Source organism: Yersinia sp. LJYL362, assembly GCF_048323875.1.
The window spans coordinates 1-14,121 of sequence record NZ_JBLWEX010000187.1 but is presented as its reverse complement, the minus strand read 5'-3'; the positions used below and the strand labels follow the sequence as shown (position 1 = coordinate 14,121).

Sequence of the window (14,121 nt, the reverse complement as noted above, 5' to 3'; positions counted from 1 at the left end):
ATATGTCATGGGGGATTAATCTAGGTGACAGGCTTAAACCCACGGGCACTCGCAATCTCACCCATGACATCCCGATGATCAGTCGGGGATCATCGATCCTATGAGGAAAGAGATCAAGATATAAGGGGCACTCCGGCGACTTACGTCGCTACGACCCCAACGGCACGCTTCCCCTTCATTCTGATTTCTGGCGAGAAATATTATCAATCACACTACAGGCATGGCTGCCAGTGGGATGATGGCGCCGCGATACTGAATGACGGTGCTGGCGGTTAAATGCCCACGCACTGCGGCGTCATGTGCGCTACCACCGGTTAGGCGAACAGCCAAATAACCGGCACTGAAGGAGTCCCCAGCCGCGGTGGTATCGACCACTTTTTCTTTCGGCAGTTTAACTGCTGGCACATCATACTGGTGAGCCTCAAAGCCCTCTTTCACCCAGACGATGCAGGAATCTGCGCCGCGCTTAATAATAATTTCGCTTACACCTAAATTCTGTGTGCGTTCAATGACCTGCTCCAGTGGCTTCTCGCCCCACAGCATGTCTTCATCATCCAGTGTCAGGAAGGCGATATCCGTGCAAGCCAACATGTCGCGGTAGGCTTGTTGCGTCTCTTCCTTGCTCTGCCACAGGCGAGGGCGGTAGTTATTATCAAAGATAACTTTGCCACCGTTAGCACGGCAGGCACGCAGCAATTTCAGTAAGCGCTGGCGGGAAGCACTGTTGAGAATTGCCAGGCTGATACCACTAAGATACAGATAATCAAACTTTTCCAGACGTTGGCAGATTTCGTCTGCCGCCGGGCTGGTGAGCCAGAAACGTGCGGCAGCATCATTGCGCCAATAATAGAAGGTGCGCTCACCGGTGCTGTCTGTCTCGATAAAGTACAGCCCTGGCAATTTATCATCCATACGCTGAATGAGGTCGGTATGAATGTTTTCCTGCTGCCAGGCTGCCAACATCTCGTTACTGAAGCTATCAGTACCCAGCGCCGTGACGTAATGGACATTCAAGTCTTGCTTTGACACCTGACGGGCAACATATACCGCCGTATTCAGCGTATCACCGCCAAAGCCCCGGCTAAGGTCGGTACCTTTTTGTGACAGTTCAATCATGCATTCGCCGATAACGGCAATATTTTTGCTGGTCATGGAAAGCTGGCCTGTGAGTCGATAATGGAAATAAGGTTAGTCTCACTGCTGGCTTGGTTAGAGTCAATAGTATTAAAACGACGTTTTAAATTTTTTATGACATAGGTCGGGAAACTGACAAGTTTCCCACGCTTCTGAACACAATTATGATGACTTTCGCAGGTCGGTCACGCTGTGGCCGCCAATTCCCCAGTTATCGGTATCCACTTCATCAATCACGACTACGGTCGTCGCCGGGTTTTTACCCAGAGTATCGACTAACAGTTGGGTCACTCCGGCGATCAGCTGTTTTTTCTGCTCCGCCGTCGCGCCTTCGCGCGTAATTTTAATATTGACATAAGGCATGTTCATCTCCAGTAATACTTACTGATGGCATCATTGAGTTAAGTAATATAGATGGCTTAAATGTGCCGCGCCAGCCCATTTAGGTCTGTAATCTGGCTGGAAATAATAATCTGTCATGCTGCGATATAAAGTTCTGTTCGCCCGAGTCGATAACATCTCCAGAAGGAAAACTGTTTATCACAGGGTGGCTCAAACTGACGGCGATACCTATTGCCTTGACGGTCTGGTGCCCTAAAACATGGCGACTAAACTGATGATGACCAATAAAGTATCAGGTTTACTTGCGCCATCCTTTGCCGCCATTGATCGTAATAAAGGACAGAGCTTCTGGCGGCAATGTCAGCGTCGGTACACTTTTCAACCTATCTATCGTACCTCCGGTGCGCTGCTGGCTATCGAGCTGCTTACGGCAGTTTTTCACCCCTCATCACCGGATACTCGTCTGAATCCGGAAGATTACTTCAGTGCAATCAGTATCAGCGCCCGTTTGAATGTGGTGCTGGAGCAGTTGAATATGGTTAAACAGTGGCATGCAATATTTGTGCATCACTCGGTGTTAGTCTCGATTAACATTGATGGTCAGGCTCTGATGGCGATGCAGGACGACTTGCAGGCTAAGGTGTTAATCGATGCCATGCCTTACATTCGCTTTGAATTGCTCGAGCATGTCGATACCTCTCTTGATACCCCCTTTGCACGTATTGCTGAAGCAGACCGCCTATGGCTGGATGACTTCGGTAGCGGGCTGGCAAATTTCACTTCATTTATTAGCTGGCGCTATGAGTACATCAAAGTCGCCAGAGACCTGTTTATCGTGCTGCAAGAAAGTGATGTCGGAAACCAACTGTTTTTCAAATTGGTGACTCTCATGGCTAGCTATAGCAAAGGCGTGATTGTTGAAGGGGTGGAAACCTCACAAGAATGGGCAATGGTGCAGCAGTCTGATGCCGTTGCCGCACAAGGCTATTATCTCTCTCGACCTACGTCATTTGATCGTTTACAGACCCTCCCTATGCTGTTTTGCGGCTAATGTTTTTGGGTCAATAAATCAGCAGCTCTTTCCTCCATCTCGCCCTGTTGCTTCATTCTCGACTATGGTTAAAGTACTTTTACGTTCTTAACATCATGAGTACTGGCATGGAGCTGTTATGACCAAAACTGGAAAAGTGCTGACAGGCATAGTCGGGGTTATTCTGCTGTTACTGATAGCAGCCATCGTGTTTATTAAGACTTTCGACTGGAATCGTCTAAAGCCAACTATCAATGAGAAAGTCTCGACCGAGCTGCAACGGCCTTTCGCTATTCGCGGCAATCTGGGTGTGGACTGGTCACGCAAAGGTGATGAGCCAGGCTGGCGCGGTTGGGTGCCATGGCCGCATATCCACGCTGAGGATTTGGTGCTGGGCAACCCGTCCGATTTAGCCGACGATAACGCCGCTGGTAAGAACAATACCGCCGAAGGAGAAACAGAATCTACCGCATTCCCTACTGGCGAGATGGTCACCCTGAAACGGGTTGATGCCAGTATTGCTCCGTTGGCGTTGCTGGCGAAAGAAGTCTGGATACCGCGCATCTGGCTGACCCAACCGGATGCCACCCTGCTACGGCTGGCGGATGGTAAGAATAACTGGACATTTAACCTGGCGAATAGCCCGACCGGGGATAAGAGTAGCGCGTCTGATTGGTCGGTAAATATTGATGATATTGTGTTTGATCGCGGCCAGATAAACCTGAAAGATGCGGTGCTAAAAGCAGACTTGCAGGCGGTGATTGACCCACTGGGTAAGCCGCTGCCATTTGCTGAGGTGACTGGTGCCCGTAACGAGAAAAAAGCTACTGAAAAAACGCAGAACAACGCCCCGGACTTTGTATTTGGTTGGAAGATTGACGGTAAGTATCAGGGGCAGCCTTTAACCGGCAGTGGCAAAATCGGTGGGATGTTGTCGATGAGGGATGCCAGCATTCCCTTCCCATTACAGGCAGATGTCCGCTCTGGTTCCACTCGGGTGGCGGTAGCGGGTACATTAACCGATCCTGCCAATTTGGCAGGGCTGGATCTGCAATTGAAATTCTCCGGTGCCAGTTTGGATAACCTCTATCCGCTGATTGGTGTGTTATTGCCGGCTACTCCCCCATTTAATACCGATGGTCGCTTAATTGCGAGCCTCAAACAGGCTGGTGGGGCAGTTTATCGTTATGAAAACTTTAATGGCAAAATCGGCGATAGCGATATTCATGGTGACCTGACTTACACCAATAGCCAGCCGCGCCCGAAATTAGTCGGCAACATGTCGTCAGATAAATTACGTTTTGCTGATTTGGCTCCTTTAATTGGGGCTGACTCCAATCAGGAAAAAGCCAATCGTGGCGAGCGCAGCCGACAACCGAGCAATAAGGTGCTGCCGACTGAAAAATTTGATACCAAAAGCTGGGGAGTGATGGATGCAGATGTTACCTATGCGGCTAAACGTATAGATCGGGATAAATCATTACCGCTGACCGACCTCTCCACTCACGTGGTGCTGAATAACGGTGAGTTGCTGCTCGACCCGCTGCGATTTGGCATGGCCAGGGGAAATCTCAATGCAACTCTGCGCCTGAATGGCAACAAAGACCCGATGCAGGGTAAAGTTGATTTGCATGCCCGTCGCCTACAACTGAAAGAGCTGTTGCCACAGGTACAGGCAATGCGCAACAGCTTGGGACAGTTGAATGGCGATGCATCATTTACTGCTACCGGTAACTCAGTTGCTGCGCTGTTGGCAACCAGTAATGGTAACCTGCGCTTGTTACTGAATCAGGGGCTTATCAGCCGCAGCTTAATGGAATTACTCGGCCTGAATGTGGGTAACTATCTGGTGGCGAAGCTGTTTGGCGATGATGAGGTCAAAATTAACTGCGCAGTGGCGGATATTCAGTTACGCAATGGCCTGGCGACACCACGCTTATTTGTTATTGATACTGAAAATGCCATTATCAATATTACCGGTAATATCAATTTTGCTACCGAACGGCTGGATTTATCTATTGATCCGGAAAGCAAAGGGCTGCGAATTCTGACTCTACGTTCTCCGCTGTATGTGAAAGGCACATTTAAACAGCCTGATGCCGGGGTCAAAGCCGGGCCTTTACTGGCCCGCGGTGCGGTTGCTGCGGTATTAGGTGTGGCACTCACACCTGCCGCTGCATTGCTGGCACTGATTTCCCCAAGTGAAGCGGAAGAAAATCAGTGCACGCCGCTGCTGCAAAAAATGAAGCAGAAAAAATAACGGGTTAATGTATCGGTGGTTGGGGGAGCAGTTGGCAACTGTGGTCTTGCAACTCTTCCACCGATGCACGATGCAACTTTGTCAGACTCGCTTTGCTGGCGAGCAGTAAGAATTGCCCATCCGGTAATGCTGTCATGGCTAAACCATAATGCCCCATTTCATCTTTCGCGCCCGGTACTTCGCTTGCTAACAAACGAAACGCCCCTGATTGTTGCAACTCTGCTGCCGTAGTGCGCCGAACTAAATAATCGTGTCCCAATAAACCGCCGGGTAAGGGCTGCCATTGCTGACGGAAATCAGTTTCCTGTGCTGCCAGAGCCGTTTTGACTGCTGGCTTTAGACACGAAATATGAATGTGTAGTTGATCCTGACTGCGGCCATATTTTGAATTGATAGCTAGCGAGATATCCGCGTCATCAATGGGCACACCATATTTATCCGCCATAAAGTGGCGAGCTTGCCAGGCATCAAAGAAATAGTTGGGACTGCTGGCGGCTAATAACTGTGGGCTTTCTATGCCGCTGATTTTGGCGGTCGGCATTAATAAATACTGTAATGGCCCATTCTTATCTTTAAACACCACGAAACCCGCTTGTGTATCGACCTCAACACAGGGTTGCGGGTTATGTTCCTGTTCCATATGCGGAACACACTGCTGGCTAACAATTTTCCACAGCGCATCGGCGTGGCTAAAGCGAAATTGATAGACCAGCAAAGCCGCTAGCATGACAACGGCGAGTAGTATCAGTAATTTTATCTTGCGAGACATGGGTGATCCTCCATGATCAGGGGTTACTCTGCGGTGTTATTGCCGCTTGTCTGGGGCAATGTTCCGTCCTCGGCGTAGCGAGCGGTGGCTATCCAGGCGGCACAAAATAAGGTTAAGCGAGCGAAAAAGTAGAAAAAGGCCATTAAGCCGATGACTGAACCAAAAGCCGCTCCCGATGGAGAGCTGGCAAGGCGCGGCAGCATCATGGTCATGATGAATTTGATGATTTCAAAACCGATTGCGGCAATCAGGGTGCCGCGCAACAGTGCTTTTTTCTTCGGCTTATGTCGTGGCAGAATCCAGAAGATCCATAAAAATAATAGATAATTAGCGGCAATAGAGATTGATAAGGCAATGAGTGTCATGACTGGCCGCAACCACTCGATCCCCCCTAACCCTAATGCATCAACAATTGCAGATTGCGCCGCACCGGCGATAGACGTCAGCGACAGGGTAATGATTAGCGCAATAACTAGCCCAGTGAGCGAAACAAAATCACGCGCATAGCGGTAATAGAATTTTTCCTGATCCTGCGGATTGCGCTCCCAAACATCTCGTGACTGAGCGCGAATGGCTTCGCGCAGATTTCCCATCCAACTTATCCCAGAATAAAGTGCAATCGCCAAACCGGTTAATCCCACGGTCGTACGCTGTTGGATAGCGGTATTTACGGTGTTCTTAAGTGTGGCTGCCAAACTTGGGTCACTGATGGTATTAACAATTTTGTTAATTAATTCAGCCAATAAGTCAGGATTGGATGCCAGCACAAAACCCACGGCGGCAAAAGAAACCATCAAAATAGGAATAAGTGACAAAAATGAAAAATAAGTAATAGCGGCCCCAAACTGGCTGCCTAACCGATCATTGAAACGGTCTGTTGCACGGATAATATGGGCGACTGCCGGGTAAGCTTTCACACGTTCACTTATCCGTGTCATAAAGGAAATCGCTTTTTTGCCAGTTTCAATCCCAGCAGCCAGCGGGGCTGGGTTGTCTCGTGGTGCGTTCGGCATAATTCTCCTCGAATACAGTTATCCATGCCTTATGCAGATGATTCTTCTACAAAATATGACATAAAACAGCGGCTAATCTGTTGATAATAGCAGAGTCGAGGTCTATCACAACCGTAGTGGGTAAATTCCAGCATTTTGGCATACTGAAATTAACGTCAGTTATCTTTTCAATTCAACCGTTTTAAACGACTGATTCAGGTCTCTATTTATATTTTGTAGGAAATGGACTACATATTTTGGCATGTAGTCCCATATTAAAAATATTTCTTATCGCATATATTCCCAATAGGGTGGGTTATTTATTTCCTTTAAATTAAACCTGACAAATAAATATAAATATTACAGATAAAACAAGACCTAATAAATAAAGTTAAAAACTTTTTCTATTTGAATTTGTTATAAAACCAGGTTGTCAACATGAATATAAATAATATAGCGCGCTTACCTTGTTTTCGTAAAACGTTGCTGGCCAGTTTACTGGTGCCGCTGCTAACCCCACTTTATAGTTGGGCGGCACAGACAGTGAGTGTCACTGATGGTAATTCTGTTGCGATTTTAGGTGAATATGGCACCGATGGTGACAACCTGTCTCCGGTCAGCGTGCAAGGTTCTACCAGCGAGGTAACTGGCGACTCAGATGTCGCTATCACTACCACGGGGCGCGGTGCAAATGGTGCCAATGTGACTAATGGTGGCACTCTGACACTGAATGGATCGGCTATCAAGACTGATGGTGTCGTGGCATTTGGTATCAGCAATAATAAAGGCACCGTGAACTTACAGGGGGGGACGGTGACGACGACTGGCTCCACCGCTTATGGTGTTGCTTCGACGGGTCTGGGGAGCAGTGCGGATATTAATGGTACTGTGATCTCCACCAGTGGCTCATCGGCTTACGGTATTTCGGGGGCCGGTGGTGCTAAATTAACAGTCAATAATACGACTATCAATTCCAGTGGTGGTGGTAGTTACGGTATTTACTTGAGTGATATTGGCAGTGCGTTAAGTGGGGCGAATAACACCATAAATAATACCAGCAGTGCCAGTGGCACCGGGGTTTATATTGGGAATGGCGGTATAAATGCCACCTTAGATAACACCACAATTAATATGACCAACAGCTACGCCGGGGTGAGTGTTGGCCGGGATTCGACTATTACCATGGATGGCTTGACGGCTACGGGTAATATGAATCAGGTTTTTGATATTACCGGTTCGGCTACAGTCAGCAATGCTAATATTGATTTGGCTTCTGGCGCAGTGTTACGTGCTATGGGTAGCAGTTCGACCAATAAAGCAGTCATTATATTAAATAATATCAATGCGATATCTCATAGCGGCAACGCGACGATGGTTAACGTTAATATGAATGCTGACGTCACGATCAATGGCGGTTCCTACCATTCCAAAGGCACTTATGCCATGGGAATTTGGGTACCGGATACGACGTCATCGGTGAAGGTAAATAATGCCGAGTTCATTACCGAAGGGGATGGTGCCACCGCTATAGAGAACCGGGGCACAGCAACCGTCGATAGTACAGTCGTGAGAACAAGCGGCAATAGCTCTCACGGCATTTACTCAGAATCAATTTTTAATGCCACCAATATGAGCATCTCCACAGCGGGTGTTGGCAGTATTGGTGCTACTGCTGCGCGTGGTGGAAATCTGAATCTGGCTGGGGCGACGATTAACACCACCGGTGCTTCAGGCATGGTGCTCGGCACCTTTATCGGTTCATCTATCAATGCTAAAAATATCACCGCGACCTCAACCGGTGCCAGTGCTTATGCTTTGTGGACTCAAACCAGCAGCTCTATTGCGCTAAAAGACAGCCAAATTACGACCAGTGGTGTGAATGCGGGTGGAATTTATGCCGCAGGCTCGAATGCGGTTTATAGCCAGGTTATGTTGGATAACTCTCAGATAGTCAGTGAGAACGGTGCTGGTGTTCGTGCATATGGTGCCAATATCAATATTGACGTGAACAATGGTTCACAGTTAATCGGCGGCAATGGGTTGCTGGTCAACGCCAGTACTAACGTCGGAACGGTAGCTTCTCCGCTCAATATTATCAGTAACGTCAATCTTAATGCTGACAACTATTCGGTGCTGGTGGGTGACCTTCAGGCGGAAGAGCATAATAATGTTAGCTTAACACTGAAGAATAATTCGGTCTGGACGGGTGCAGCATATAACGCCAAAAGTGTTGATGTTGATAGCAGCAGTGTGTGGAATTTGACCGGTGATGCCGATGTTGAGTCGATGCACATTTTGGGTCAGATGAACTTTATCCCAAGCGGCAGTAACCCAAATGCACGCGCGTTAGGTAACAGTTTTAGTACCTTAACCATTAATAGCAATCTCACTGGCACGGGTAGTTTTGTTTTCAATGCACAATTAGGCGATGACAGTTCACCGGCAGATAGATTACATGTGATAGGGAATGTCACTGGTGATCATTATGTTCAGGTGATTAATCAAGGTGGGCTGGGGGCACTAACTACCGGCGCCGGAATCAACCTTATTACCGTTGATGGTGATACCCACTCCGGGCAATTCACCACCAGCAACGCGGTTGTTGCTGGGGCATATCAGTATTTCTTATATAAGATAGATGAACATAGCTGGAATTTGCAGTCCAATCTGGCGCCTGTTGGCCCGACAGATCCGGGGACAGGTATTGGTGTTGACCCTGCGCCTGTGGCACCACAACCACCTGAAACGGCTTATCGCAGTGAAGTGCCGGGATATATTGCCGCGCCGTGGTTAAATGCATTCTATGGTTTTACCACTTTAGGCAGTTTGCACGAACGCCGTGGTTCAGCTGAAGGTGCGGCCAATGGTTTTAATCAGGATTCCTGGGGCCGAATTAGCGGGCAGCATAATAAGTTTGATGCGGGCCGTTTTAGCTATGACTCAGATATCTGGTTCGCTCAATTGGGTCATGATTTCTATCAAGCTGAAAACTCTGCCGGAACACAGGCGACAGTGGGCGTGATGATAACGCTGGGTAAACAGGAAACTGACACGCAAGATAAGGCGCGGGCTGTGCGTCCGGAGCTATCAGTAAATACGGGTAAGATTAAGACTGATGCTTATGGTCTGGGCGGTTATTACACCTTAATGACGCCACAAGGTGGCTATATTGACCTCGTTGGCCAAGGGACGTTATACCGCAATAATTATCAGAGCCAACATGATGCCAAACAGAATGGTTATGGTGCGGCGCTATCTGCCGAAGTGGGTCAGGCGTTCCCTATTGCAGGAAGTTGGAAAGTGGAGCCCCAGGGGCAACTGAAATACCAATATCTGAATCTGAACAGTTTCAGTGACGAGATTTCAGGAGTAAGCGGTACTTCTTACTCTGTCGGGCAGGCCCGCGCTGGGATGCGTGTCTTTAGTGAGGCAACCAAACAGCAAGCCATCAAACCTTATTTATCTGCTGATGTGGTGTATCAGTTAGGTAAAAACCCGCAGGTCACTATTGATACGGCAAGTCTGCGCCCTGAATTCAGTAAAACTTATTGGCAGGGCGGTGCTGGCGTGACTGCTAAAGTGAATAGTAGTGTTGATATTTATGCAGATGCTAAATACCAGCGCGCTTTTAACGGTAAAATGGACGGCTATGCGGGTAATGTTGGTGTGAAGATTAGCTTCTAATTCACCATGTTACAGTATGATTTTCAGGCCAGGGCTTAGCTCTGGCCTGATTTTTTTAGCGATCACAATGAATAAGAATTTTCCCTTGAGAAGAGTTCTGACTCATAACACTCAATGCAGCGGGTAACTCATTGAGAGGGAATATCCCTGCGATTCTTGAACTGGCAATACCATCACGAATGAGCGGGAATATTTCATTTAGCTTTGCTGCCAGTGCATCACGGCCTGCGGTATGAACCCATTGACGTAAGTGGAAGTAACTAAAGCGAATATCAGGCCGATATTGCCAAAATGAGGCGGGAATTGGGTCACCGGACAGCAGTCCGTAAGAAATAAATTTCCCACCTTGCCGTACCATTCCTGCCAGCTTCATTGCGGTTTTACCGCCAACACAATCGAGCACGGCATCAGCATCCCCGATTAGTGGTAATGGATTGCTATAAGTCGTATTGCCCGTATCCGGTAATATCAGTAACTCATCAGGTTCAGTATTATCAACAACATTTTCAGCCCCGGCGTGGCGAACAATCGCGGTAACCGTTAGGCCCAACTGTTTTGCCATTCGGATCAGCATCAAACCAATCGTTGAGTTCGCTGCGCTGACCACTATCTTCATTCCAGGGGCTGCGGCGAGGGCTTCTGTTAGCATCAACCAGGCCGTCATCGGGTTAACATAGCAGGTGGCGGCTTGCTCATCAGTGAGCCAGTCGGGAACGGCAAAGCACCAGTTCGCATCACAATGCTTATATTGCTGCCATGCACCGGCACTCCCCAGTGGGAGGACGCGTTGACCCACCAATTCGCTGCCAGCTTCTACTATGCCAACTCCTTCAAAGCCGGGCACGAAGGGTAATGGGGTTCGTGAGGAATATGCACCAGAAATAGTAATCAGATCTGAGGGATTGATTGTGCTGAACTGCATTTTTACCCGCAACTCACCAACCTTAAGCAGAGCGGGGGCATAAGATTCAAGTTGAACAGACTCGATGGCCGGGCCAAAGTGGCGCACAACCGCCCGCAAATGACTTTTTCCTGTCGTAAATTCCATAGATACCTCAATATCTTATGCGTGCTCAATCATCATCACGGCAGTGGTGTCCATGGTCAGTGCTTCAAAGATATGTTCTACATCTGCGGAATAGCTCATGTAATCGCCGCTATTTAATTCAACCGTCTGCTCAACAGGCCCAACTCTGGCTTTGCCTGAACCAATAATGACATGTTCAATTGTGCCGGGCATATGCGCTCGGGAACGCCTTGGTTCACCAGGCTGAACGTTAATTCGATAGATATCACGCTGCACCCCGGCGGGACAGGCAGCCAGTAACGTAGCGGTGTAATTCGCTTGTTCAGAAACTGCGGGAATTCCTTCATGCGCTCTGATCACCTGAACATGCAAGCGGGGCTGGGCGATGAGCCGACTGACGGGGACATCCAACGCCATTGCCAGCGACCAGAGCGTTTCCAGACTGGGATTACCGGCTCCGCCTTCCAATTGCGATAATGTTGATTTCGCGATACCGGCGCGTTTGGCTAATTCCGTTACCGTCAACCCCAACTTCTCACGTTCCCGCCGGATAGAGGCAGAAAGCAAGCCAATAGGGGTTGCGGCATGGTCTGAATTATCGAGCACAGAATCAGTCATTGTTCACCATATCATTCGTTTGTTCATCTTGACGAACAACTGAATGTCGTTCACCATAATAGTCACTTGTTCATTTTAATGTGTTTTTGATTGAGTGCCAAGTACTCAATACCAAAGCATTCAGGCAGCTATTGTGGAGAAAAACGATGAAAATAAAAACGCGTGGCGTAGTGGAGATGATTGCCGCCATGCTTATCTCCGGTACGGTGGGCTGGCCGGTTATTGCATCAGGACAACCCGCCGTGACCGTTGTGTTCTGGCGTTGTGTGTTTGGTGCATTCGCGATGTTTATTGCCTGCGTTATGCTGGGTTTGCTTAAACGTGGTGTGCTCACTCGACAGCACATTGCCATCGCTATTATCGGCGGCATTACGCTGGTATTGAACTGGGTTTTACTGTTTGGCGCGTACTCTTATGCTTCTATTTCGGTCGCGACGGTAACTTATCATACTCAGCCCTTTATGTTGGTCGGGCTAGGTGTGCTGTTTTTTGGTGAGAAATTAACGGCGAATGTATTGGGTTGGTTGCTGGTCGCTTTTGGTGGAATGCTGTTTATTATTATTGGACAGCAAGGCGCTATCACCTTAGGTTCCGACTACCTCATTGGTGTAGTAATGGCACTAGGGGCGGCATTTATGTATGCGGTCACCGCAGCGATTATCAAACGCCTAAAAGGCCTACCGCCGCATCTGATAGTGCTGATTCAGTTGTTGGTTGGCGCTATTTTGCTGGCCCCCTTTGTGAGGTGGTCGGATTTTCCGCTTCCAGGCAGCACGTGGGGATTACTGCTCATAATCGGCGTTATTCATACCGGATTGATGTCTTCACTATTATATGGCGCGATTCAGAAGATCCCGACCAGCCTGGTTGGCGCGCTCTCTTTTATCTATCCGGTGGTGGCGATTTTTGTCGACTGGCTGGTATTTGGTCACCGGCTAAGTGTTATGCAAATGGTGGGTGCCAGTGCAATCCTGCTGGCTGCGGCGGGTATGAATTTTGGCTGGAAACTCGCGGGAAATCGCCTGCGCGAAAGTAAAAAATATTCTTGAAGGTCGAATGCAAAGCAATAAAAAGGCTATAAACCGGACGATTTATAGCCTTTAAGTTCGAGCAAAAGAGCTTAGCGCATGGTAACAAATTCTTCGGCGGCAGTCGGGTGGATAGCAACCGTATTATCGAAATCTTTCTTGGTTGCGCCCATCTTCACGGCGACAGCGAACCCTTGTAGGATTTCATCCATACCAAAACCGATACCGTGAATACCGACAATCTTCTCTTCCGGCCCAGCGCACACCAGTTTCATCCGGCATGGTTGGCGGTGCTGCGTAACAGCACTGTACATCGCGGTGAAGGACGATTTGTAGACTTTCACTTGCTCGTCGCCAAACTTCTCACGCGCTTGCGGTTCAGTCAGGCCAATAGTCCCGATGGGTGGATGGCTGAATACCACGGTTGGGATATTGCTGTAATCCAGATGCTCGTCTGGCTTGTTATTAAACAGGCGTTCAGACAGACGACGACCTGCCGCCACTGCCACCGGCGTCAATTCAACGGCACCGGTATTATCGCCAACAGCGTAGATACCTTTGACGTTAGTATTCTGGAATTTATCGACCTCGATATAGCCTTTTTCATTGGTTTTGACACCGCTGGCGGCCAGATTCAGGTTATCGGTTGCCGGTTCACGGCCGATGGCCCAAATCAGATGGTCGACAGTCACTTCTGTGCCATTTTCCAATTGCAGTGTCAGGCTGCCATCGGCATTTTTGATAACCGCTTTCGGTACTGCCTCGGTATGCAGTTTCGGCCCTTCGGTATTCATCACTTCCAACAAGGTTTCAACAATCAGCGGGTCAAAGGTACGTAGCGGTGCATGTTTGCGTACAAACAGATGCGTTTCTGTGCCTAACCCATTGAGTACACCTGCGATTTCTACCGCAATATAACCGGCACCCACTACGGCAACCCGTTTTGGCATCTCGTCCAATTCGAAGAAACCATCGGAATCAATGCCGTATTCCGCCCCTGGAATATCTGGATGACTTGGGCGACCGCCGGTGGCGATCAAGATGTGATCGGCAGTTATCTTTTCACCGTTCACTTCCACGGTATGCGCATCAACAAAACGCGCGAAACCCTTAATAACATCCACTTTGTTATTGCTTAAACCACGGTCATAAGACTGATGGATACGATCGATGTAAGCAGTACGATTGGCAATCAGCGTTTTCCAATCGAAATGATTCACTGTGGTGTCGAAACCGT

11 protein-coding genes are annotated in these 14,121 nt (G+C 48.5%); 4 read left to right on the top strand and 7 right to left on the bottom strand.

Features of this window, described 5'->3' with window-relative positions:
- Positions 1 to 207: 207 nt before the first annotated feature.
- Both ACNSO8_RS09350 and ACNSO8_RS09345 read right to left on the bottom strand, forming a co-directional pair.
- Positions 208 to 1,152 (bottom strand): sugar kinase, encoded by a 945-nt coding sequence (locus ACNSO8_RS09350; RefSeq protein ID WP_172654023.1) that lies wholly within the window; start codon positions 1,150 to 1,152, stop codon positions 208 to 210.
- A 144-nt stretch (positions 1,153 to 1,296) separates the two neighbouring features.
- Positions 1,297 to 1,497 (bottom strand): 2-hydroxymuconate tautomerase family protein, encoded by a 201-nt coding sequence (locus ACNSO8_RS09345; protein WP_004388926.1) that lies wholly within the window; start codon positions 1,495 to 1,497, stop codon positions 1,297 to 1,299.
- Positions 1,498 to 1,735: 238 nt separating this feature from the next.
- Between ACNSO8_RS09345 and pdeH the strand changes: the two genes are divergently transcribed.
- The gene (gene pdeH / locus ACNSO8_RS09340) at positions 1,736 to 2,527 is read left to right on the top strand and encodes a cyclic-guanylate-specific phosphodiesterase (protein WP_019081634.1); all 792 of its coding nucleotides are present in this window, start codon (positions 1,736 to 1,738) and stop codon (positions 2,525 to 2,527) included.
- 118 nt (positions 2,528 to 2,645) lie between these two features.
- Positions 2,646 to 4,766 (top strand): AsmA family protein, encoded by a 2,121-nt coding sequence (locus ACNSO8_RS09335; RefSeq protein WP_172654022.1) that lies wholly within the window; start codon positions 2,646 to 2,648, stop codon positions 4,764 to 4,766.
- Between the two features lie 4 nt (positions 4,767 to 4,770).
- On the opposite strand, the gene ACNSO8_RS09330 is transcribed toward ACNSO8_RS09335, so the two are convergent.
- Both ACNSO8_RS09330 and yhjD read right to left on the bottom strand, forming a co-directional pair.
- Complete coding sequence (locus ACNSO8_RS09330; protein WP_172654021.1) at positions 4,771 to 5,535, bottom strand: CDP-diacylglycerol diphosphatase; 765 nt, start codon at positions 5,533 to 5,535, stop codon at positions 4,771 to 4,773.
- 23 nt (positions 5,536 to 5,558) lie between these two features.
- Complete coding sequence (yhjD, locus tag ACNSO8_RS09325) at positions 5,559 to 6,548, bottom strand: inner membrane protein YhjD (RefSeq protein WP_019081631.1); 990 nt, start codon at positions 6,546 to 6,548, stop codon at positions 5,559 to 5,561.
- A 417-nt stretch (positions 6,549 to 6,965) separates the two neighbouring features.
- Between yhjD and yapE the strand changes: the two genes are divergently transcribed.
- Complete coding sequence (yapE, locus tag ACNSO8_RS09320; RefSeq protein WP_418394444.1) at positions 6,966 to 10,211, top strand: autotransporter adhesin YapE; 3,246 nt, start codon at positions 6,966 to 6,968, stop codon at positions 10,209 to 10,211.
- A gap of 55 nt (positions 10,212 to 10,266) precedes the next feature.
- Here the strand turns inward: yapE and ACNSO8_RS09315 are convergent, their stop codons facing one another.
- Together ACNSO8_RS09315 and ACNSO8_RS09310 are read right to left on the bottom strand one after the other, a co-directional pair.
- Positions 10,267 to 11,259, bottom strand: a complete 993-nt coding sequence (locus ACNSO8_RS09315) for a zinc-dependent alcohol dehydrogenase family protein (protein WP_418394443.1) — start codon at positions 11,257 to 11,259, stop codon at positions 10,267 to 10,269.
- A gap of 15 nt (positions 11,260 to 11,274) precedes the next feature.
- Positions 11,275 to 11,856 carry a helix-turn-helix domain-containing protein gene (locus ACNSO8_RS09310; protein ID WP_019081628.1) on the bottom strand — a complete coding sequence of 194 codons (582 nt, stop codon included), beginning with the start codon at positions 11,854 to 11,856 and terminating at the stop codon, positions 11,275 to 11,277.
- A gap of 146 nt (positions 11,857 to 12,002) precedes the next feature.
- Here ACNSO8_RS09310 and ACNSO8_RS09305 point away from each other — a divergent pair, with 146 nt between their 5' ends.
- Positions 12,003 to 12,905: a DMT family transporter gene (locus ACNSO8_RS09305; RefSeq protein ID WP_172654018.1), complete on the top strand. Its 903-nt coding sequence runs from the start codon at positions 12,003 to 12,005 to the stop codon at positions 12,903 to 12,905.
- A gap of 71 nt (positions 12,906 to 12,976) precedes the next feature.
- Here the strand turns inward: ACNSO8_RS09305 and gorA are convergent.
- Positions 12,977 to 14,121 (bottom strand): glutathione-disulfide reductase (gene gorA, locus ACNSO8_RS09300; protein WP_418394442.1); only part of this gene is annotated, 1,145 nt, incomplete at its 5' end.